Genomic DNA, 21,614 nt, shown 5'->3' with positions numbered 1-21,614 from the left:
CTAGGGTGCATTTCTCAGCCTGCCCGCGATCATGAGGAGAAGCCATCGTGACCAGCACGGACCCGTTCCCGGTCGGCCTCGACGACCTCGTCCTGGCGATCTCCGCCGACCACACGTTCCTGCACGTCGGCACCACCGAGGCGATGCTCGCGCACCTGCCCGCCGGCCACGACGACCATCCCGACGAACGGGTGGTCGAGCTGTACGACGCGACCGGCCGCCGGCTGTGGCCGGTCGTGACCGCGGAGCTGGTCGTCGCCGGGTTCGGGCCGGACGGCGGGGCGGCCGACCCGGACGCCGTCGCCGCCCGCGTCGCGACCGCCCTCGAACTCGCCCAGCGGCGGCTCACCGCCGACCCCGGCCTCGGCCGGCAGCAGTCGCTGCCGCCGGCCACCGAGGTGCCCCGCCCCAAGGGGTCGTTGGCCGACGTGCTCGACGCGCTGAACGGCGAGCTCGACGTGCGTCCCGGGCCGGGTCACCGCGCCGGGTGGTTCCACAACCTGTTCCACGTCTGAGCCCGTGGGCCGCTGGTCGACGGCGGCGGCCCGCTGGGGCTGCCTCGTCCTGGTGGTGCTCGCGGCGGCCGGTTTCCTGGTCGGGCCGTCCGGGCGGGTCGACGCGCCGCTGGACATGCTGCTGGCGCTCGCCGCCGGTTTCCTCCCGGTGGGCCTGTTCCTGACCCGCGCCCAGCCGGGTCACGCCGTCGCACGGCTGGTGCTGGCCACCGGGATGCTGGCCGCCGGCGCCGTCACCGCCGTCGCGTGGTCCGGCGCCGTCGTCCCGGCCTGGGTCGCGCAGTGGGCCTGGTGGCCCGCGGCCGCGTTGGTGCCGCTGGCGCTGCTGTTCTTCCCGGACGGCGCTCTGCCGTCGCAGCGCTGGCGGCCGCTGGCCGTCGTCCTCGCCGCGTGCGCCGGTACCGGCACGCTGGCGCTGGCCGTCGCGGCTGCGCAGCACCCGCGCTCGTTGCTGACCAGCGGCGAGTCCGGCTCGCCGCTGGCACACGTGCTGGTCCGCGGCGTCATCGCGGTGGCGCTGGTGCTGATCGTCTCGTCGCTGCTCGTGGTGGCATCGCTGCTGCGCCGGGCCCGCGGCGCCGAATCGCTGCTCCGGCGGCAGCTGGCCTGCATGCTGCCGGCCGGTGTGCTGTTCGCCGCCGGAGTGGTCCTGGACGCGACCGGTGTGAGCGGCGCGTTGGTCCCGGGCGTGGTGGCGCTGCCGCTGGGCATCGGGATCGCCGTCCTCCGGTTCCGCCTCGGCGACCTCGATCTCGTCGTCAACCGCACCCTGGTCTGGCTGGTGATGACGCTGCTGGTCCTGGGCGTCTACGCCGTCGGTATCGGGCTGGCCGGCAGTCGGCTGCGCTCCGGCGGCGCCACCGTCGTGGCGTCGGCGCTGGCCACCGGACTGGTCGCGGCCGGCTTCGACCCCGCCCGGCGGGCCGTGCAGCGGGCGGTCGACCGGTTGCTGTTCGGCGACCGCGACACACCGCATCTCGTGCTGCAGCGGCTCGGGCGGCGCATGCAGGAGGCGGGCGATCCCGGCACGATGCTCGACCAGCTGGTCGTGACGCTCGTCGACGCGCTCCGGGTGCCGTACGCGCGGATGGTCGTCGACACCAGCGACGGCAGCTACGTGACCGCCGCACACGGCCGGCCACAGCCCGAGCTGACCACCTTCGCGCTGCTGGCCCACGGCGAGCGGGTCGGTTCCCTGGAGGTGGCGCCGCGGCGGGCCGGCGAGGTGTTCACGCCGGCCGAGCGCACCCTGCTGCGCGACGTCGCGTCCCAGGCCGGCATCGCCGCCCAGGCGCACCGGCTCACGCTGGCGCTGCAGCGCTCACGCGAAGCGCTCGTGCTGGCGCGCGAGGAGGAGCGGCTGCGCATCCGGCGCGACCTGCACGACGGCCTCGGGCCCGCCCTGGTCGGCACCCGGATGCAGGTGCGGGCCGCCCAGGCCGGGGCCACCACGGCCGGCGCGGCGGACGTGGTGGCCATGCTGGACGCCGCGGTCACCGACCTCACCGGCTGCGCGGGCGAGATCCGCCGCGTCGTCGACGGGCTGCGGCCCCCTGCCCTGGACCAGGGGCTGCCCACCGCCCTGCGTCAGCAGGCCGGCACGGTGCTGACCGGGTTGCCGCACGAGGTCGTCGTCGACGGCGACCTCGCCGGGCTGCCCGCCGCCGTCGAGGTCGCGCTCTACCGGATCGCCGCCGAGGCGCTGAGCAACGTGGCCCGGCACGCCGGCGCCGGGCGTTGCGACGTCCTGCTCCGGCACTGCGACGACGACGTGCTGCTGCGGGTCGCCGACGACGGCCGCGGCGGCCCGCTGGCGCGCGACGGCGGCGTCGGACTGGAGTCGATGCGACTGCGCGCGACCGAACTGGGCGGCCGGCTCGAGGTGACGCCCGGATCCGGCGGCACGACGGTCACCGCGGTCATCCCGCTGCACCGGTTAGGGTGAGGCGCGTGAGCGATGCGCCGCTGTTCCGGGTCGTCAAGGGGACGCCCACGGAGGAGGAGCTGGCCGCGCTCGTCGTCGTGCTGACGGCGAGAGCGGCGGGTGCGAGCGCGCCGGTCGAGCCCCCGCGGTCGGCGTGGGCGTCGTACTGGACGAGGCGGCCGGCGCCGCTGACGGCGGGCCCGGGATCGTGGCGGGCCAGCGCGCTGCCGCGCTGACGAACTGCCGGAAATCTGCCCGTCGATCGTCCTTCTCGCCGCAAGGATCGCCCGGATAGGGTCGCAGCGTGACGACTCCGCAGCCCCGCTCCGTCGACGAGATCGCTGACGCCTACGTCGACGAGTACGCCGCCCTCGACCCGTACACCGCCACCTACGCCGGCCTGAAGGGCTACGACGCCCAGAGCACCGACCTCTCGCCCGACGGGTTCGCGCAGCGCCGGGCGCTCGCGGAGCGGACACTCGCCGCGCTCGAGACGGCCACCTCGGCCGACGAGCGCGAGCGGGTCGCGGGCGAGGCCATGCGCGAGCGACTGTCCCTCGACCTCGAGCTGGACGACGTCGGGCTGAGCCGCGCCCTCAACGTCATCGAGAGCCCCATGCACTGGGTCCGCGAGACGTTCGACCTGATGCCCACCGACACCGACGAGCAGTGGGCGAACATCGCCGTCCGCATGCGCGCCGTGCCGGAGGCGCTGGAGCAGTACCGGCGGACGATGGACGCCGACGTCGCCGCGGGCCGAGCACCGGCGCGCCGCCAGGTGCTCGCCGTCTCCGAGCAGGCCGGGCGGGTCGCCAACACGTTCTTCACCGGGCTGGCCGAGGGCGGGCCGGACGGGTTGCGCGCCGACCTCGACGCGGCCGCCGCGGCGGCGTCCGAGGCGTTCCGGTCGTTCGGCGGCTACCTCGGCGAGACGGTCGCCCCGGCCGCGCGCGAGCAGGACGCCGTGGGCCGCGACGTCTACGCCGTCGCCTCGCGGTACTTCCTCGGCGCCACGATCGACCTCGACGAGACCTACGAGTGGGGCGTGGCCGAGCTGGCTCGCATCGAGGCCGAGCTGGCCGAGGTCGCTCAGGACATCGTCCCCGGCGGCACCGTCGACGACGCCGTCGCCGCGCTCGACGCCGACCCGGCCCGCCGCATCGCCGGCACCGACGGCCTCCAGCAGTGGATGCAGAAGCTGTCCGATCGCACCATCGAGGCGATGAGCGGCGTGCACTTCGACATCCCGGAGCCGATCCGCCGGCTGGAGTGTCGCATCGCCCCCACCAAGGAGGGCGGCATCTACTACACCGGGCCCAGCGACGACTTCAGCCGGCCGGGCCGCATGTGGTGGTCCGTCCCCGAGGGGGTCGAGGAGTTCTCCACCTGGCGCGAGACCACGACGGTGTTCCACGAGGGCGTGCCCGGCCACCATCTGCAGGTCGCCCAGGTCATGTACCGCCGCGAGGTGCTCAACCGCTGGCAGCGGCTGCTGTGCTGGGTGTCCGGCCACGGCGAGGGCTGGGCGCTCTACGCCGAGCGGCTGATGGCCGACCTCGGCTTCCTCGACGACCCCGGCGACCGCCTCGGCATGCTCGACAGCCAGGCGTTCCGCGCCTCCCGTGTCGTCATCGACATCGGCTTCCACCTCGGCAAGGAGATCCCCGCGTCACTGGTGGCGGCCGACGGGCTGCCGGCCGGCGTGTGGACGCCGGAGTCGGCGTACGCGTTCCTGCGCGCCCACTGCCGCATGCCCGACGAGTTCCTCCGGTTCGAGCTCGACCGCTACCTCGGCTGGCCGGGGCAGGCGCCGTCGTACAAGATCGGCGAGCGGATCTGGCTGGCCGCCCGCGACGACGCGCGGCGCCGCAAGGGCGACGCGTTCGACCTGCGCGAGTTCCACCGCGCGGCGCTCGACCTCGGCTCGCTCGGCCTCGACCCGCTGCGCGAGGCGCTGGCCCGGCTCTGACGCTACCGGTGGGCGGCGGCCGACCCGAGAACCTGCCACACGGTCGGGTCCTCGCCGCCCACGCGCCACAGGAAGACGCCGCCCAGCCGGTTGTCGATGGCGACCTCGAGCTTGGCCGCCAGGCTCGGGGCGTCCTCGAACCAGACCTCGTGGCGCACACCGCCCTCGGTGTAGAGGAACCACGGTGTCTGCGAGTCGAGGTCCCACTGGACCTCGCGGCCGTACCGGTCGGCGAGCTCGACGGCCTCGGCGTACATGAGGTCGGCGCCGTTGCCGCCGGTTCCCGGCCAGTCGTAGCCGTGCGCGGCCAGGCCGAGGACGACCCGCTCCCGGGGCACTGACTCGACGACGAACCGGACGACGTCCTCGACCCACCCGACGGGCGCGACCGGGCCCGGGCTGGAGCCCTCCCAGGCGTAGTCGTAGGTCATGACGCGGACCTCGTCGGCCGCGGCCCCGGCCAGCCGGTAGAGCGGGGCGAGCTCGGGCCGGTCCGCCGCGGTGCCCGCGGGCAGCGCGACGGTCAGCCGCCGGCCGTCGGCGTGCAGTGCCCGCCCCAGGTCACCGAGGAACGCGCCGAACGCGGCATAGTCGCCCGGCTCCAGCGCCTCGTAGTCGACGTCGATCCCGTCCCACCCGCTCTCCTCGGCGGTCGCCGCGATCGCGGCGACGTGGGCGGCACGCAGCGCCGGATCGGTCACCAGCCGGCGCACCAGCGCCGCGTCCCACTCGCCGTTGCGGAAGTTGCTGATCGACGGGACCACGTCCAGCTCCTCCGCGCGGATCCGGGCGGCGACCGGGCCGACGGGCGCCGGGTCGTTGCGGACGAGGGATCCGTCGTCGTCCGGCGTGTACCAGACCGGGCTGACGGCGGTCAGCGGCCCCGCGGCGTCCGGGAGCGAGGCCAGCCCGCGGTCGACGTCCCACGGAACGAGGTACGCGGTGACCGCCCACGGACCACGCTCCGCGGGCGCCCGGCCGCCCGTCGGCGCGATGACCCAGGAGGCCAGCACCAGGGCGGCGAGCACCGTGACGCCGAGCCGGCCGAACACCATGCCGACGGCGCGTGCCCCCACCGGCCCCCGTGTCTGGGCCCGGCTCCTCAGCAGCCCTGGCAGCAGCCGCACCGGCCGGCGGGCGGCGATGTCCTCGGCCCACCCGAACAGCATCGTGGCCAGCAGGGTCAGGGCGGCGGCGACGACGGCGACCAGGCCGAGCTCGGACCGGCCGGCCCGCTCGCACAGCGCCCAGGCGAGGTCGATCGCCGGGTTGTGCCACAGGTAGAGCGTGACCGCCCGGGCGGTGATGAAGTCGATCAGCCGGCCGAGGCCGGGGACGCGGTCGACGCCGTCCAGCGGCGGCGACCACCGCATGAGCACCAGCACCACACCGAGCGACCAGAGCGCCTGGCCCAGCGGGATCTCGTTGAGGTCGTACCCCAGGCCGGTCTGGTGCCCCAGCGCCCACCACAGCCCGGTGCCCATCACGGCCGCGGCCACCGCCACGGCGGCGGCCAGCGGCAGGCGGCGCAGCTGACCGGTCCGGTGCGCGAATCCGAGTAGCCAGCACGCCCCGTAGGTGGCGAAGTCGCGGATCGCGTCGCCGGGCGCGCCCCAGCCGAACGGCGCGGACAGGAAGGTCCCCGCGACGACGATCGCCGGCGGCACCAGCAGCGTGCGCACCGGCCAGCGGCGAAACGCCCAGAGCAACAGCGGCGACAGCAGCACGAACCACAGGTAGGCGCGCACGTACCAGAGCGGCGCGACGACGTTGACGAGCCAGGCGTCGCCCGGCGGGTCGAACACCGGCACGATCCAGTACACGAGGTCGCGCCAGCGGATGCCCGTGTCGCCGAGGCCTCCGGCCCGCACCGCGGCCGCGGTGATGACGACGGCGCCGAGCAGCCACACCGGCGGCAGCAGCCGGCGCAACCGCCCGGCGACCACGTCGAAGGACGGACGGCGCTCCAGCGAGCGCGCCGTCAGGGAACCCGCGACGGCGAACATGACGCCCATCGCCGGGAAGGCGACCGACAGCCAGGCCCAGCCCACCAGGTGGTAGACCATCACCCGGACGAGGGCGACCGCGCGGTACACGTCGATGTACCGCTCGCGGCCCGCCACGGCCTCCGTCACGGCCGGGCCCGCGCCCTCGCGGCGGCCCGCGAACCGTCACCCGGTCCCGCGCCCGCCTCGCCGAGACGGTGCAGCTTCTGCCAGCGCAGCCGGATGCCGGTCAAGGCGGTCACGATCGACTGGATCACCACCGCGTACATCAGCTGTCGATAGACCAGTTGCTGCAGCGGCAGCAGCCACAGCCCCCGCATGGGCTCGCCGTCCAGCCGGCAGGCGTAGACGCCGGCCGCCAGTTGGCTGAGCACCAGGAGGAGCCAGCCGGCCACCGTGCGCACCGGGTCGAGGAACAGCAGCCCGTAGACCAGGAAGACGTCCATCAACGGCGCCAGCAGCGGCAGCGCCACCTGGAACAGCGCGAGGTGCAACAGGCCCAAGCGGCCGAAGCGCCCGGAGCGGCCGGGTTCGAAGACCGCCCGCCGGTGCTTCCACATCGACTGGATCGTCCCGTAGCTCCACCGGTACCGCTGCCGCCACAGCTCGCCGAGGCCGGTGGGCACCTCGGTCCGGGCGACGGCGTCCGGCTCGTAGACGATGCGCCACCCGGCCCGCGAGATCGCCATCGTGAGGTCGGTGTCCTCGGCGAGCGTGTCGTCGCTGACGCCGCCGGCCTCGGACAGCGCGCGGCGGCGGAACGCGCCGACGGCGCCGGGGACGGTGGGCATGCACTGCAGCACGTCGTAGGCGCGGCGGTCGATGTTGAACCCGACGACGTACTCGATGTGCTGCCATGCGCCCAGCAGGCCGCCCCGGTTGGCGACCTTGGTGTTGCCGGCGACCGCGCCGATGCCGGGGTCGGCGAACGGCTGCACCAGGCGGCGGACGGTGTCCGGGCCGAACACGGTGTCGCCGTCCATCATGACGATGAGGTCGTGTTCGGCCTGCGCGATGCCGGTGTTCAACGCCGCCGGCTTGCCGCCGTTGGGTCGCCGGAACACCGTCACGCCGGGCAACTGCAGGTCGCGGGCCGCCTCCGCCGTGCCGTCGGTGGATCCGTCGTCGACGACGATCACCTCCACCGGGTGGTCGCTGGCGGCGAGCGAGCGCACCGTGCGGGCGATGCACGCCGCCTCGTTGTAGGCCGGCACGATCACCGAGACCGGTTCCGTCACCGGTGGCCGGCCCCGCCCGAACCGGCGCGTGGCGTTGTGCCGCCGGGCATGGCGCCGGGCCAGCGCGATGAGGAGCAGCAGCCGGAGGACGACCAGCGCCCCGGTGAGCCCCACCAGCACGGCCAGGACGGACGTCGCGGCGGTGCTGCCGCGCACCAGGAGCAGCAGCACGTCGCCGCGCAGCCGCTCGGCGCGGGTGGCCGGCGCGGTGACGTCCTCGCCGACCACGTCGCCGACCGTCGCGAACCGGTACCCGCGCGAGCGCAGCTCGGGGATCAGCCGGTCCAGCGCCTCGACCGTCTGCGACCGGTCGCCGCCCGCGTCGTGCATCAGGACGACCGCGCCGTCCCCGTTCTCGGGGATCGCGTGGCGGACGATCTCGTCGACGCCCGGACGGGCCCAGTCCTGGGTGTCGTGCGTCGTCAGCACCGTGACGTAGCCCGTGTTCCCCAGTTCCCGGATGGCCGGCCAGCCGGTGTCGTCGATGGCCTCGGCCGCCGACGAGTACGGCGGCCGGACCAGTGACGACGTCCTCCCCGTGGCGGCGGCGACGGCCAGCTGCGTCTGGGACAGCTCCAGCTCGCGCCGCCAGCCCGGCACGTAGGCGAGGTCGGGGTGGGTGAACGTGTGGATGCCCAGCTCGCTGCCGGCCTCGTGGATCCGCCGGACGAGGTCGGGGTGCTGCGACGCGAGATTCCCCACGACGAAGAACGTGGCGGGCACGCGGTGGCGTTCCAGCACCTCGACGATGCGCGGCGTCCAGACCGGGTCCGGGCCGTCGTCGAACGTGAGCACGATGGTGTGGTCCGGGACCGCGTAGGTGCGGGCCGTGCCGTGGCGCAGGTCGAGGATCGGCCGGCCACTGCGGACTATGTCGGGCACGGTGTCGGCTCTCGTCGGCGGCGCCACCCGGTGGTCTGCCCCGAACTGCGCCTTGACCAGCCCGTTCACCAGCAGTACCACGGCGAGCACCACCAGCATCACACTGAGCAGGAGCCAATGCAGCCTGGGCGCCGTCGCACGAGCGGCCCCGGGGCGCGCGAACGTCATTCCGGCACATCCACCTCGGCAGGCCGATCGACCCGTGCCGCCGGCGGCGCGTCGGCCGGCGCGTTCCCCTCCGGCCGGACCGGCTGGGCGGCCAGGCTCGCGGTGACGAGCGCCACGTAAAGGAGGCCCAGACAGGCGACGACCAGCCCCCAGTACGTCATCCAGCGACGACGGCGGCCACGCCGATCGACGAACACCGGCGTGCGCGGGTGATCGTCCTGTGGCGGGCGCGCGGGTCCCGCCGCGGCGAATTCGTGCATCATTCCCCCCGAGCGCACGACTTCGACATCACACGCCTCGTCGGGGGGCCCACGATGGCGTGCGGTGATTACGAGCAATGGTAAGCACGGATTCGCGCGTCACTTAGGGCCGATGGTCCCGAGAATGACCCGAATGTCAATGAGACCCAGATCACACCATCGATCCTGACTCGCGGGAATATGGGCCGATTCAGCCACCGTTGGGCTGGTCGACATGGTGAACATCTGGGGTCTCACTCAGCGCCTGCACGTCGATCTGCGACGGCAGGCCAGCTCTGCCTGTCCGGCCTAGCACCCGCTGCACCCGCGCGCGCCCTGGCGAACCCTTCCCCCGGTGACCCCGCCCGCCCGCGCGCGGCTCCCGCGTCACCGTCCCCCACCCCGCTCCGGAAGGTCTTCGCATGTCCGAAACCGCGACCGCCGGCGCGCCCGCCTCCCGCCGGCTGCGCCTGCCCTCGTTCTCCGTCCAGGTCCTCATCGGCCTGGCGCTCGGCGTCGTCCTCGGGCTGGTGGCCCGCGAGATGGGCCCGGCCGCCGACGGCAACCCGAACTGGCTGACCAGCACCCTCGACACCGTCGGCGGCCTGTTCGTCGACCTGCTGCGCGCCGCCGTCATCCCGCTGATCTTCACCGCGATCGTCGCGAGCATCGCGAACCTGCGCAACGTCACCAACGCGGCGCGGCTGGCCGGGCAGACGCTGCTGTGGTTCGCGATCACCGCACTGGTCGCGGTCGCCATCGGCATCGCGCTCGGCCTGATCCTGCAGCCGGGCGAGCACACGTCCGTCACCCAGGACCAGGCGGGCGAGCCGGGCCGCACCGGCGACTGGTGGGCGTTCCTCACCAGCCTGGTGCCGACCAACTTCCTCGCGCTGACGGCGTCGACCTCGGTCGACCCCGAGTCCGGCGCCGCCGCGACCAGCCTGTCGTTCAACGTGCTGCAGTTCGTCGTCGTGTCGGCGGCCATCGGCATCGCCGCGCTCAAGCTGGGCGACAAGGCCGAGCCGTTCCTCGCGTTCAACCGCGCCGCGCTGTCGATCGTGCAGAAGGTGCTCTGGTGGATCATCCGGCTGGCCCCGATCGGCACCATCGGTCTGCTGGGCTACGCCGTCGCCGACTACGGCTGGGACGCCATCGGCTCGCTCGGCCGGTTCACGCTGGCCATCTACATCGGCCTGGCGCTGGTGCTGTTCGTCGTCTATCCGGTCCTGCTGCGGGCGCACGGCCTGAACCCGGTCAAGTTCTTCACCGGCGCCTGGCCGGCCATCCAGCTGGCCTTCGTGTCGCGCTCGTCGATCGGCACGCTGCCGGTCACCGAGCAGGTCACCGAGCGCAACCTCGGCGTCTCGCGGTCGTACGCGTCGTTCGCGGTGCCGTTCGGCGCGACGACGAAGATGGACGGTTGCGCCGCGATCTACCCGGCGATCGCCGCGATCTTCGTCGCGCAGTTCTTCGGCCTGGACCTGTCGGTGTCGGACTACCTGCTGATCGTGCTGGTCTCCGTCGTCGGCTCGGCCGCGACCGCCGGCACGACGGGCGCCACCGTCATGCTCACCCTGACGCTGTCGACGCTGGGCCTGCCGCTGGCCGGCGTGGGCCTGCTGCTGGCCGTCGACCCGATCCTCGACATGGGCCGGACGGCGGTCAACGTCGCCGGGCAGGCGCTGGTCCCGACCATCGTCGCCAAGCGCGAGGGCCTGCTGGACCTGGACGTCTACAACTCCGACCGGCATGGCGACGTGTTCTCCGACGGCGGCGAGGACCGGCCGGAGGAGGACCAGGCGGCGCGTCCGGGCAGCCTGGCCACGGCCTGAGCGTCCCGCGCACTGAGCGATGCCCGAGACAGGGTGACGTACTACGGGTTAACCTCTCCGTGACCATGATCACCCGATGATCGTCGGCGGTCCATGCTGTTTCAGGCATCGACCGCCGATGATCATTTTCGGTAACGTGAGGTCCGTGGTGCGCCTGCTGCTCGCTTCCCAGTCCCCCGCCCGGCTGGCGACTCTGCGCTCCGCCGGCATCGAACCCGTCGTCCAGGTCTCCGGCGTCGACGAGGACGCCGTCCTCGCCGAGGCGCGTTCCCGCGGCCCGGTCCCACCGCACGACGTGCCGCTGCTGCTCGGCCGGGCGAAGGCCGAACGAGTCGCCGGCAAGACCTTCGCCGGCATGATCGTGCTCGGCTGCGACTCCGTGCTCGAACTCGACGGCGAGATCCACGGCAAACCCGAGAGCGCCGTCGACGCGGTGCGCCGCTGGCAGCGCATGCGCGGCCGGTCAGGCGTGCTGCACAGCGGCCACTGGCTGATCGACCTGCGCGAACCCGACGACGGCGGCACCGGGCGGGCGCTCGGCGACACCGCCAGCACGACGGTGCACTTCGCCGACCTCTCCGACGCCGAGATCCGCGCCTACGTCGCCACCGGCGAGCCGCTGCGGGTGGCCGGCGCCTTCACCATCGACGGCCTCGGCGGGCCGTTCGTCACCGCCATCGACGGCGACCACCACGCCGTCGTCGGGCTGTCGCTGCCGCTGCTGCGGACCCTGCTGGGCCGGCTCGGCGTCTCGATCACCGAACTGTGGCGCACCGACCCCGACCACGAGCCGGTCCGCCGCCGCGCCCGTCGCGCCGCCAGCCGGGACGCGCGCTGACGCTCCCTGGTTGGCCGGCCTGCCGGTCGTGGCGGGCCATCGGCCCTGCCGGCCCGTCGGCTCTGCCGCACCATCGGCTCTGCCGCACCATCTCTGCCGCACCATCTCTGCCGCACCACCGGGCCGGCCAGCGCGCCGGGTCCGCCGGTCCAACCAGCCCGCCGGTCCACCGAGTCTGCCGGTCCGCCGATCCCCAGCCAACTCCGCGTTCACCAGGCCAGCTTTGGGCGTGTCCCAGCGACGCCTCGTCTGCGTGGCCAACTGGACCGGTGCCCTCGGTGCGCCCCGTCTGCCTCGGTTGGCCGACCGACTCAGTGCGCCTGGACGGCTCGGTTGGCCGGCCTGGTTGGCCGGGCGTACGTGTGTCGGGTTCGTGCCGTTCGCCGTCCCCCTGCTGCCCATGTTCTCAGCCGCGCAACCGCGCCTCAAGCGGACTGACGGGCGCTTCGCGCCGACGAGACCGCTTGACCCACGGCCGCGCGGCCAAGAACCTGGCAGCTATCAGGGGGACGGGGCGAGTCTGGGCACACCTCGGGCTCCGCTGGCGTGGTCCCGGTCCGCCCGCCGACCCGTGGCCCCACGCGACCGCCGCCCCGGCCCAACCCTCCCGGAAATGATCACGTTCAGCACCCGTGCTCACGCTCCACCAGGCATGCAGACCTCGTGAACCAGGAGAACGCCTAGCCCGAGCCGCTCGCCACACCCGTAAGGCCACGGTCACCTCCGGACCCGAGCACGACCAGACCGACTGCCGCCGTCGCGCCGACCTCGTGAACCACGAGAACGCCCACCCCGAGCCGCTCGCCACACCCGTAAGGCCACGGTCACCTCCGGACCCGAGCACGAGCAGACCGACTGCCGCCGTCGCGCCGACCTCGTGAACCACGAGAACGCCCACCCCGAGCCCACCCCCGAAGGGCCACGGTCGCCCACACCCGCGCACCACTGGAACCGCGCACCACCAGGCCGGCAACCACAGCCAACCCAGCCGACACCCCGAGCGACGGCCGGACGCCGCGCCGACCTCCAGAGCGAGACGTCCGCTCCACGCCCACGAACGCCCGCCAAACGCGACAACGGCGATCGAAGACGACCGGCCGCAGCGAGAACCGGCCCACCGTCGCACCGGCGCGCTGACCAAACGAGAAGCCCAGGTCCCCGACCGGCCGCACCCCGCCCTCGACCATGATCATCAACCGTCAGCGACGCCATGACGTCGCCAACGGTTGATGATCGTGGAGCGGCGGCCACACCGGCACACGGCGTCGGCGTCGGCGTCGGCCATCGGGATCCGCTAGCTCACCAGGCGTTCTCCCGCTGACCCAGGACTGCATGCCTGGTGAAGCGAACACAGTCCTGGTGATGGCCCACCAAGGGCGCCGAAATCTCACCCAGCGGACGCCTCGGAGGGCCCCAGCGACGCCCGACCCTCACCAGACTTCCCGTCCCCTGATCGCGGCCAAGAGCAGGGGGAACCGGCCAACGGTCCCCCAACGGGCGACGTTCGCGGCACAGTCGTCACGGCGACCCTCCCGAAGGACCCGGAACGGCCGGACACACCGATCAGGCCTGAACGGGCAGGCCCAGTCCGCGCGCGAGCACGAGCCGCTGGATCTCGCTGGTGCCCTCGCCGATCTCGAGGATCTTCGCGTCGCGGTAGAAGCGAGCCACCGGGTACTCCTCCATGAACCCGTAGCCGCCGTGCACCTGGGTGGCGACGCGGGTGGCGGTGACGGCCGACTCCGTCGCGTAGAGCTTGGCCGACGCCGCTGCCTGTTTGACCTGTTCGGCCGGTGCGCCGGCGTCACGCAGGGCGGCGGCCCGGTAAGTCAGCAGCCGGGCGGCCTGTGCCATGACGTGCAGGTCGGCGATCTGGAACGCGACGGCCTGCTTCGCGCCGATCGGCACGCCGAACGACGTCCGTTCGTGCGCGTAGTCGACCGACGCGTCGAGCATCGCCTGGATGCAGCCGACCGCCAGCGCCGCGATGGCGATGCGGCCGTCGTCGAGGGTGGCGAGGAACTGCGCGAACCCCTGGCCGCGCTTGCCGAGCAGGTGGCCGGCCGGCACCCGTGCGCCGTCGAACGTCAGCGGGTGGGTGTCGGACGCATGCCAGCCGAGCTTGTCGTAGGCAGGTTCGACGATGAAGCCCGGCGTACCGGCCGGGACGATGATGGCGGAGATCTCCGCGCTGCCGTCCGGCCGCTCGCCGGTCCGTGCGGTGATGGCGACGCAACTGGTCAGCTCGGTGCCGGAGTTGGTGATGAACTGCTTGGCGCCGTCGATGACCCACTCGTCACCGTCGAGGACCGCGCGTGTCGCCGTCGCTCCCGCGTCGGACCCGGCGCCGGGCTCGGTGAGGCCGAACCCGGCCAGCGCCCGCCCGGCGACGAGGTCGGGCAGCCAGCGCGCCTTCTGCTCGTCGGTGCCGTAGGACAGGATCGGCGTGATGCCCAGCCCGACGGCGGCCTCCAGCGTGATGCCGAGCGACTGGTCGACCCGGCCGATCTCCTCGATCGCCACGCACAGGCTGGTGAGGTCGCCGCCGGCGCCGCCGTACTCCTCGGGTGCCGTCAGGCCGAACAGCCCGAGCTCGCCCATGGCCCGCACGACGCCGACCGGGAACTCGTGCTTGCGATCCCACTCCGCCGCGTGCGGCGCGATCTGCGCCCGGGCGAAGTCGCGGACTACTGTGCGGAACTCCTCGTGTTCCGCGGACAGCTCGAACATCGGCGTTCCCGCTTTCCGTCGCACCGCTACTTGACGTTTACGTTAACGTAAGTTCAGGGTCCAGGCCAGGGGTTCGAGCAAGGAGTCAGCAGTGACCGACGAGCGGACGTGGAGCATCGCCGAACTGGCCGACGAGTTCGGCGTCACGCTGCGGACGATCCGGTTCTACGAGGAGCAGGGGCTGCTCACCCCGGCCCGCAACGGCACCCGCCGCATCTTTGCCGACGGCGACCGCGTGCGGCTCGGCCTGGTGCTGCGCGGCAAGCGGCTCGGCTTCCCGCTGGAGGAGATCAAGAAGATCATCGGCATGTACGACGCCGAGCCCGGCGAGGTCGGCCAGCTGCGCTATCTGGTCGACCAGATCGAGCACCGGCGCGCTGAACTGGAACAACGCCGGCGCGACATCGACGCCACCCTGTCCGACCTCGCCGAACTGGAGCGTCGATGCCGCGCCGACCTGGACCGCCTCACGGGCTGACGATCACCCCGCGCAGTTCTGGCCCGCGTCGACGGCGAGCCGCGCGACGGTCCCGTCGCCGTTCGTCTGGAACAGCCATCGCACCGCCGGGTTGTACCCGTCGGGGACGTACGGATCGAACGTGTCGCCCTCGACGAGATCCGGGTAGGCCTGCCGGACCGACTCCAGGCTCGAGCCCGGGCCGAGGCCCAGCGGAGTCGTCGAGGCCGGTACGGACGAGCTGATCATGGTCACCCGGTAGTCGCTCTCGGACTGGGCCGGCGCCGGATTACCCTCCGAGGCGAAGTCGCGCCGGACCGAGATCAGGCCGAACAGGTGCTCGTACTCGAACGAGCCGTAGCACAACCCGTCGACCGCCCCCTCGGTGATCTGCACACCGTCCAGCTGCCGCAGCTCGGCCAGCGTCATGCCCAGCCAGACCGGGGCGAACGCCTGGTCGCCGCTGACCCGGTAGCCGCCCGGCTCGAAGTCCCCGGGGCCTCCGGTGGGCTGCGGGAGGTCCGGCTCGTCGCCGTCCTCGGCGGGGTCGCTGCACCGGTCGACGCCGTCGAGCATGGCCTGCGAGACCAGGCCGTCGGTGATGGTGAAGACCCAGCTGCGCGTGGTCTGGTCGCCGAGGTCGGCCCCCAGGTCGCCGTTGGCGTATCGCGAGGCGGACGGGTAGGCGGCGAAGACGTCCGCCTCGGTCGAGCCGATCCCGATCCCCTCCGGCGTCACGAACGGCACGTCGAGGTACATCGTCGCCACCTCGAAGTACGGCGTGGGGGCGTCGGGGTAGTCGCCCCACGAGCCGCGAACGGAGATCGTGCCGTGTGCCCAGGTGCTGGCGTACTCACCGAAGCACATGTTCGAGATGCCGCGCTCCGGTCCGTACTGCGTGAGCTCCACCCCGTCCAGCGCCTGGAGATCGGCCAGCGGCGTGCCGACCGTGAACCCGTCGATCCCGACGTCCGGGTCGAGCACGATCTGATTGGAGTCGGGCGGCCCGGACCCCTCCTCGCCCGGATCGGCCGGTTCGGTCGTCTCCGAATCGGGCGAGGCCGGCGGGCTGGCCGGGGTTGTCGGCCGCACGATCGCGTCCGGGCCGAGTTCCTTCGGCCCTGGCAGCAGGCCGGTCGGAGAGACCGCGGGCTGCGGCTCATGCGGGCCGGCGGAGAACTGGCCGCTGACCGCCATCGAGCCGATCGCGAGCGCGGCCACCAGACCGACCGATCCCGCCGCCGACGCGACGACACGGACGGTCCGCCGCCGGTGCGCGCCCTTGACGATCCGCCCGACGGCGTCGGCGCGCGGCGTCAGCCCGAGCCGGTCGTCGCCCATGAGGCGGCGCAGTTCGTCGTCGAAGTCGCTCATCGGTCTCTTCCCTCCACCGAGGACATGCCCGCCCTCAACTTCGCCAGTGCCTTGCTCGCCTGGCTCTTCACCGTGCCCGCGGTGATGCCCAGAGCCGCGGCGATCTCCGCCTCGGACAGGTCCTCGTAATAGCGCAGCACCAGCACCGCACGCTGCCGCGGCGGCAACTGCGCCAGCGCCTGCCAGAGCGGCTCGCCGTCGAGGCGGTCCGGCTGCGACACGCCCTGATCGGGGAACTCCTCGACCAGCACCTCGCGCCGGCGTCGCCGCCAGCGGCTCACATGGGCGTTCGCCATCGCCCGCCGCACGTATGCGAGCGGTTCGGCGTCCTGCCGCATGATCTTCGACCAGCGCGCGCCGACCTTCTCGAGCACCGTCTGCACGAGATCGGCCGCATCGTGCGGCGACCCCGTCAGCGCGTGTCCGTACCGCAACAGCCCGGGCAGACTGGCCCGGACGAACTCCTCGAAATCCATCGTCGCCTCGTCCGGCTGTGAGCGGCCCGCAACCACCGTCGCGCCCACGGCCGGTGCGGCTTCCCCGTCAGGGGACTGTATAAGCATCACGACCCCGCTTCGCCCTGTTCTTGCCTCGATGCGATGTACACGCCGGACGTGTCGCGCCGGTTGCCCGCATCCGGGGAGACCCCGGAGGTTCATCTGACGGTCCCCTAGACTCGCGATCAGTTCTGGGAGGAGACAGCGTGGACGACCGCCGGATCAGCAAGGTTCTCGTGGCCAATCGCGGGGAGATCGCGGTGCGAGTCGTCCGCGCCTGCCGCGACGCCGGGCTGGCCAGCGTGGCCGTCTACGCCGACGGCGACCGCGACGCGCCGCACGCCCGGCTCGCCGACGAGGCCTACGCGCTGGGCGGCGAGACCGCCGCCGAGACCTACCTGGTCATCGCCAAGCTGCTGGACGTCGCCCAGCGCGCCGGCGCCGACGCCGTCCACCCCGGCTACGGTTTCCTGGCCGAGAACGCCGAGTTCGCGCAGGCCGTCATCGACGCCGGACTGATCTGGATCGGCCCGCCGCCGGCCGCCATCATCTCGCTCGGCGACAAGGTCAGCGCCCGGCACATCGCCGCCCGGGCCGGCGCCCCGCTGGTCGCCGGCACCTCCGACCCCGTCACCGGCGCCGCCGAGGTCGTCGCGTTCGCCGAGGAGCACGGCCTGCCGGTCGCCATCAAGGCCGCCTACGGCGGCGGCGGGCGAGGCCTCAAGGTCGCTCGCACGCTGGAGGAGATCCCGGACCTGTACGAGTCCGCGGTCCGCGAGGCCGTGGCGGCGTTCGGCCGCGGCGAGTGCTTCGTCGAGCGCTACCTCGACCGCCCGCGGCACGTCGAGACGCAGTGCCTCGCCGACCGGCACGGCAAGGTCGTCGTGGTCTCCACCCGCGACTGCTCGCTGCAGCGGCGGCACCAGAAGCTGGTGGAGGAGGCTCCCGCGCCGTTCCTCACCGACGAGCAGAACGCCGAGCTGTACCGCGCCTCCAAGGCGATCCTGCGCGAGGCCGGCTACGTCGGCGCCGGCACCTGCGAGTTCCTCGTCGGCACCGACGGCACCATCTCCTTCCTCGAGGTCAACACCCGGCTGCAGGTCGAGCACCCGGTCACCGAGGAGGTCACCGGTCTCGACCTCGTCCGCGAGATGTTCCGCGTGGCCGAGGGTGAGCCGCTGGGCTTCGACGACCCGGTCGTGCGCGGCCACTCCATCGAGTTCCGCATCAACGGCGAGGACCCGGGCCGCAACTTCCTGCCCACACCCGGCACGGTGACGACGTTCCGGCCGCCGTCCGGGCCCGGTGTGCGGGTCGACGCGGGGGTCGAGCCGGGCAGCGTCGTCGGGCAGAACTTCGACTCACTGCTGGCCAAGCTGGTCGTCACCGGCGCCACGCGGCGCCGGGCGGTCGAGCGGGCGCGGCGGGCGCTGGCCGAGTTCGAGGTCGGTGGCCTGGCGACGGTCATCCCGTTCCACCGCGCGGTTCTCGACGACGCCGCGTTCGTCCCGGCCGCCGACGCCGAGCCGTTCTCCGTCCACACCCGCTGGATCGAGACCGAGTGGAAGAACCCGATCCCGCCCTTCACCGGCGCCGACGCGGTCGACTCTGCCGACGAGGACGCGCGCGAGCGGGTCACGGTCGAGGTCGGCGGGAAACGGCTGGAGGTCGTCCTGCCGGCCGGGCTCGGCGCGTCGGGAGCCGGCGCCGCGGGTGCGGGTGCGGCCCGGCGGCCGGCTCGTCGCGCGGCGGGCCGGTCGGGTGCGGCCGCCGCCGGTGGCGACGCGCTCACCTCGCCGATGCAGGGGACGATCATCAAGGTCGTCGCCGAGGACGGCCAGACGGTCGCCGAGGGCGACGTGGTCGTCGTCATGGAGGCGATGAAGATGGAGCAGCCGATCACGGCACACAAGGCCGGCACCGTCACCGGGCTGGCCGCCGAGGTCGGCGCGACGATCGCCAACGGTGCCGTCATCTGCACGATCCAGGACTGACGCCGAGTTCGGGAAGCACGACGGGTGCGTCAGGTGTTGTCGATGGAGGCAACACTTGAGACGTCAACCTTTTGTGAAGGGAAGCACCCGTATGCCCGCTCTGTCCGAGACCGCCCGTGAGCTGTTCTCCCGCCCCATCCCGGCATGGGCGACCGTTCTCGACGCCGACGGCCGCCCGCACAACTCGATCGTCTGGGTGGACGTCGACGGCGACGGCGTGGTCTTCAACACCGCCGCCGGCCGCGTGAAGGAACGGCGTCTGCGCGAGAACGACGTCGTGTCGGTGAGCGTGCTGGACCCGGACAACGCGTGGCGGTGGGCCAGCGTCACCGGCCGGGCGACGCTGAGCACCGAGGACGGCGACGCCGTCATCGACCAGCTGGCGAAGAAGTACCTGGACGCCGACAGCTACCCCTTCCGCAAGGAGGGCGAGCAGCGGGTGACGGTGCGAGTGGCCGTCGACCGGGTGCACGAAGAGGCCGCCTGAGCCTCACCCCCAGGCGAGCCGCGGCTCGGCGTCGAACAGCTCGCCGTAGCGGTGGGCGGCGACCGTCGCGGCCTTCTTCGTGGCGGCGCTGACCGTGGCGAACGGCTCGACGGTGACGGTCAGCGCGCCGTTCTTCAGCTCGTGGCTCCACACACCGCACACGACGCCGTCGACCAGCAGGACCGGCGAGATCCAGCCGGCGGTGCGCGAGACGCGGTCGAGGAAGCCGTCGGGCACCGTGTGCGCACGGTGCCCGACGGGCGCGACGATGTAGGGGTCGAAGCCGGGGAGCAGGTGGACGCCGGTGTCGGCGCCGGCGTCGGTGCCGGTCAGCTCGGCGAGCGCGGCCGGCGTGGACCAGCACGCGACACCGTCGACGTCGGTCGGGGTCATCACTGCGGCGTGCTCGGCGAACAGCCGGCGCGCCTTCGCGGCGTCGGTGCCCCACCAGCGGCTGAAGTCGGCGTGTGTGGCCGGTCCGTAGACGTCGAGGAACCGTTCGATGACGGTGGCCATGGCGGTGTGCTCGTCGGGCTGCTCGTCCCACGCGACGTCGGGCAGCCAGGTGCGCGGGCTGGTGAAGGTGACGCTGCGATCGCGTTCGGGCCCGGAGCAGAGCAGCCCGCCGGCCGCCGCCGGTTTGAACATCTGGCCCCAGCCGGACTTCACCGCCGCCGCGATGTTCTCGGACTTCACCCGCGCCGCGATCTCCGCCAGCAGCTCCTCGCGGGTGAGCACCCGGTGTGGCAGCACCTCGCCGATGACCTCGGTGATGCGACGCAGCTCGTCGCCGGTGACGCCGTGATAGCGCACCCAGGCGGCGTTGGTGTTGGGCCATTGCCGCTGCGCCCACGCCGCGACGAGCAGCGGCAGCTCCCGCGCCGGGAACAGGTGCAGCGTGCCCCTCATGCCCCACGTCTTGACCAGCGTGCGGTCGGTCCACAACGCCGTCGGTGCGTCGCCGAGCGCGTAGCCGGGCGTGCGGACGGCCGCGATGAGCTCGGCGGACGAGGCCACCTGCGCATGCAGCCCGACCAGCCGGCCCGCCGTGCCGACCAGGTCGGCGGACGGGTCGGTGACGTGCAGGCGACGCAGCCGGCGGGCGAGCACCTGGCCCCAGGTGACCTTCTCCACGGGTCCATCGAACCACCTGCCTCCGACAACGCGACAGCGTCGAGATCGACTCGGACGGACCTGCTCATGGCACATCGCGCCGAACCATGGATGATGGGTGTATGTCGAGCGTGTACGACGCAGCCGCCGAAGCCCTCCGCGAGTCCCCGCTGTACGTCGACCCGACGGCCGAACAGGAACTGGAGGCCGAGGGCCGCCCGTTCGCGGGCTCCGAACAGTCCGACGTCCGTCAGACCCTCTCGGACTCCGACACGCCGATCTTCCTCGTCGTGCTCCCCGAGGACGCTCGCAACGCCGCCGACCCGCTCGGCGAGATCCGTGAACGGCTCGGCGAGAACGGCACCTACGTCGCCTACCTGCCCAGCGGCGACGCTGCGGCCGGCTCCACCGAGGTGAGTTCCAGCGCAGCGAACCAGGCCGCGCAGCAGGCGGCCAACGCGACGACCACCATCCCCGAGTTCGCCGGGCAGCTGGTTGGCAACGTCGAGGAGCTGGCCGCGGGCAGCGGGTCCGGTAGCGGTGGCTCGGGCGGCGGGGGCGGCGGCGGGGGCCTCCTCCCCCTCGCGATCCTCGCGGCCGCCGGCGGCGGCGGCTTCCTCCTGTACCGCCGCAACAAGCGCGGCAAGGAGCGTGCCCAGCTCGAGCAGGTCCGCGGCGCGCTCGAGGAGGACATCACCAAGTACGGTGAGCGGCTCTCCACACTCGACCTCGATCTGCGCCAGGAATCGAAAGTGCCGATCGAGGCCCGCAACGAGTACGGCCGTGCCCTCGACCTCTACGAGAACGCCAAGATGTTCGCCGACCGCGCCGAGAAGCCCACCGACCTCAAGCCCGTCACCACGGCCCTCGAAGAAGGCCGCTGGCTGCTGGCCTGCGTCGATGCCCGGACCAAGGGTGAGCCGATCCCGGAGCGCCGACTGCCGTGCTTCTTCGACCCCGGCCACGGGCCGTCCGTCGAGGACATCGAGTGGGCACCGCCGGGCGGTGCGCCGCGCACGGTCCCGGCGTGCGCCGCCGACGCCTTGCGCATCAAGAACGGCGCCGACCCCGACACCCGCATGGTGCCGGTCGGCGACGGTGAACGCCGCCCCTACTACGACGCAGGTCCCGCCTACGGTGGCTGGGCAGGCGGCTACTTCGGCGGCCTGCTGCCCGGCATGCTCATGGGCACGATGCTGGGTTCCGCGATGTCGACCCCCGTGTACGTCGACGGCGGAGACGGTGGTGGGGGCGACTTCGGCGGTGACTGGGGCGGTGGCGGAGACTTCGGTGGAGACTTCGGCGGCGGGGGCGACTTCGGCGGCGGGTTCGGCGACTGACGGTAGCG

General features: G+C 73.0%; 18 protein-coding genes. 11 read left to right on the top strand and 7 right to left on the bottom strand.

Annotated features, from left to right (window positions below):
- Positions 1-47 precede the first annotated feature (47 nt).
- From DZA62_RS02585 to DZA62_RS02570, 4 genes are all read left to right on the top strand, one after another.
- Positions 48-515 (top strand): hypothetical protein, encoded by a 468-nt coding sequence (locus DZA62_RS02585; RefSeq protein WP_116947182.1) that lies wholly within the window; start codon positions 48-50, stop codon positions 513-515.
- A 4-nt stretch (positions 516-519) separates the two neighbouring features.
- Positions 520-2,460 (top strand): sensor histidine kinase, encoded by a 1,941-nt coding sequence (locus DZA62_RS02580; protein WP_116947181.1) that lies wholly within the window; start codon positions 520-522, stop codon positions 2,458-2,460.
- A gap of 5 nt (positions 2,461-2,465) precedes the next feature.
- Complete coding sequence (locus DZA62_RS35465) at positions 2,466-2,675, top strand: acyl-CoA carboxylase subunit epsilon (RefSeq protein ID WP_157987420.1); 210 nt, start codon at positions 2,466-2,468, stop codon at positions 2,673-2,675.
- A gap of 68 nt (positions 2,676-2,743) precedes the next feature.
- Positions 2,744-4,408, top strand: a complete 1,665-nt coding sequence (locus DZA62_RS02570; RefSeq protein ID WP_116947179.1) for a DUF885 domain-containing protein — start codon at positions 2,744-2,746, stop codon at positions 4,406-4,408.
- A 2-nt stretch (positions 4,409-4,410) separates the two neighbouring features.
- On the opposite strand, the gene DZA62_RS35460 is transcribed toward DZA62_RS02570, so the two are convergent.
- Genes DZA62_RS35460 through DZA62_RS36195 form a run of 3 tightly spaced genes read right to left on the bottom strand, consistent with a single transcriptional unit; the run spans position 4,411 to position 8,962 of the window.
- Positions 4,411-6,543: a glycosyl hydrolase family 18 protein gene (locus tag DZA62_RS35460; protein ID WP_157987419.1), complete on the bottom strand. Its 2,133-nt coding sequence runs from the start codon at positions 6,541-6,543 to the stop codon at positions 4,411-4,413.
- Positions 6,540-8,702, bottom strand: coding sequence for a bifunctional polysaccharide deacetylase/glycosyltransferase family 2 protein (locus DZA62_RS02560; RefSeq protein WP_116947178.1), 2,163 nt, complete (start codon positions 8,700-8,702; stop codon positions 6,540-6,542). Before DZA62_RS02560 ends, DZA62_RS35460 begins: the two co-directional genes overlap by 4 nt.
- Positions 8,699-8,962 (bottom strand): hypothetical protein, encoded by a 264-nt coding sequence (locus DZA62_RS36195; protein ID WP_198663341.1) that lies wholly within the window; start codon positions 8,960-8,962, stop codon positions 8,699-8,701. The genes DZA62_RS02560 and DZA62_RS36195 overlap by 4 nt, the downstream gene beginning before the upstream one ends.
- A 214-nt stretch (positions 8,963-9,176) precedes the next feature.
- Between DZA62_RS36195 and DZA62_RS37465 the strand changes: the two genes are divergently transcribed.
- The 3 genes from DZA62_RS37465 to DZA62_RS02545 all read left to right on the top strand — a co-directional run bounded on the left by DZA62_RS37465 (position 9,177) and on the right by DZA62_RS02545 (position 11,614).
- On the top strand, positions 9,177-9,254 hold the full coding sequence (locus tag DZA62_RS37465) for a putative leader peptide (RefSeq protein ID WP_407717011.1): 78 nt from the start codon (positions 9,177-9,179) through the stop codon (positions 9,252-9,254).
- A gap of 109 nt (positions 9,255-9,363) precedes the next feature.
- Positions 9,364-10,776, top strand: a complete 1,413-nt coding sequence (locus tag DZA62_RS02550; RefSeq protein WP_116947176.1) for a dicarboxylate/amino acid:cation symporter — start codon at positions 9,364-9,366, stop codon at positions 10,774-10,776.
- Between the two features lie 145 nt (positions 10,777-10,921).
- Positions 10,922-11,614, top strand: a complete 693-nt coding sequence (locus DZA62_RS02545; protein WP_232827224.1) for a Maf family protein — start codon at positions 10,922-10,924, stop codon at positions 11,612-11,614.
- Positions 11,615-13,177: 1,563 nt separating this feature from the next.
- On the opposite strand, the gene DZA62_RS02540 is transcribed toward DZA62_RS02545, so the two are convergent.
- On the bottom strand, positions 13,178-14,344 hold the full coding sequence (locus DZA62_RS02540) for an acyl-CoA dehydrogenase family protein (protein ID WP_116947174.1): 1,167 nt from the start codon (positions 14,342-14,344) through the stop codon (positions 13,178-13,180).
- Between the two features lie 91 nt (positions 14,345-14,435).
- On the opposite strand from DZA62_RS02540, the gene DZA62_RS02535 reads away from it, so the two are divergent.
- Positions 14,436-14,822 carry a MerR family transcriptional regulator gene (locus tag DZA62_RS02535; RefSeq protein ID WP_116947173.1) on the top strand — a complete coding sequence of 129 codons (387 nt, stop codon included), beginning with the start codon at positions 14,436-14,438 and terminating at the stop codon, positions 14,820-14,822.
- Positions 14,823-14,825: 3 nt separating this feature from the next.
- Here DZA62_RS02535 and DZA62_RS02530 read toward each other — a convergent pair whose 3' ends face one another.
- Together DZA62_RS02530 and DZA62_RS02525 are read right to left on the bottom strand one after the other, a co-directional pair.
- Complete coding sequence (locus DZA62_RS02530) at positions 14,826-16,175, bottom strand: hypothetical protein (RefSeq protein ID WP_116947172.1); 1,350 nt, start codon at positions 16,173-16,175, stop codon at positions 14,826-14,828.
- Positions 16,172-16,651, bottom strand: coding sequence for a SigE family RNA polymerase sigma factor (locus DZA62_RS02525; protein ID WP_408618062.1), 480 nt, complete (start codon positions 16,649-16,651; stop codon positions 16,172-16,174). Before DZA62_RS02525 ends, DZA62_RS02530 begins: the two co-directional genes overlap by 4 nt.
- Positions 16,652-16,893: 242 nt before the next feature.
- Here DZA62_RS02525 and DZA62_RS02520 point away from each other — a divergent pair, with 242 nt between their 5' ends.
- Positions 16,894-18,666: an acetyl/propionyl/methylcrotonyl-CoA carboxylase subunit alpha gene (locus DZA62_RS02520; protein ID WP_116947543.1), complete on the top strand. Its 1,773-nt coding sequence runs from the start codon at positions 16,894-16,896 to the stop codon at positions 18,664-18,666.
- 91 nt (positions 18,667-18,757) lie between these two features.
- The gene (locus DZA62_RS02515; RefSeq protein ID WP_116947171.1) at positions 18,758-19,153 is read left to right on the top strand and encodes a PPOX class F420-dependent oxidoreductase; all 396 of its coding nucleotides are present in this window, start codon (positions 18,758-18,760) and stop codon (positions 19,151-19,153) included.
- A gap of 3 nt (positions 19,154-19,156) precedes the next feature.
- Here the strand turns inward: DZA62_RS02515 and DZA62_RS02510 are convergent, their stop codons facing one another.
- The gene (locus DZA62_RS02510; RefSeq protein WP_157987417.1) at positions 19,157-20,287 is read right to left on the bottom strand and encodes a winged helix DNA-binding domain-containing protein; all 1,131 of its coding nucleotides are present in this window, start codon (positions 20,285-20,287) and stop codon (positions 19,157-19,159) included.
- Between the two features lie 101 nt (positions 20,288-20,388).
- Between DZA62_RS02510 and DZA62_RS36190 the strand changes: the two genes are divergently transcribed.
- Positions 20,389-21,606 (top strand): hypothetical protein, encoded by a 1,218-nt coding sequence (locus DZA62_RS36190; protein WP_198663339.1) that lies wholly within the window; start codon positions 20,389-20,391, stop codon positions 21,604-21,606.
- Positions 21,607-21,614 lie beyond the last annotated feature (8 nt).

It is taken from the genome of Jiangella endophytica, from assembly GCF_003427025.1.
GTDB classification, from domain to species: Bacteria; Actinomycetota; Actinomycetes; order Jiangellales; family Jiangellaceae; genus Jiangella; species Jiangella endophytica.
This window is presented reverse-complemented; position numbering and strand designations above follow the sequence as displayed.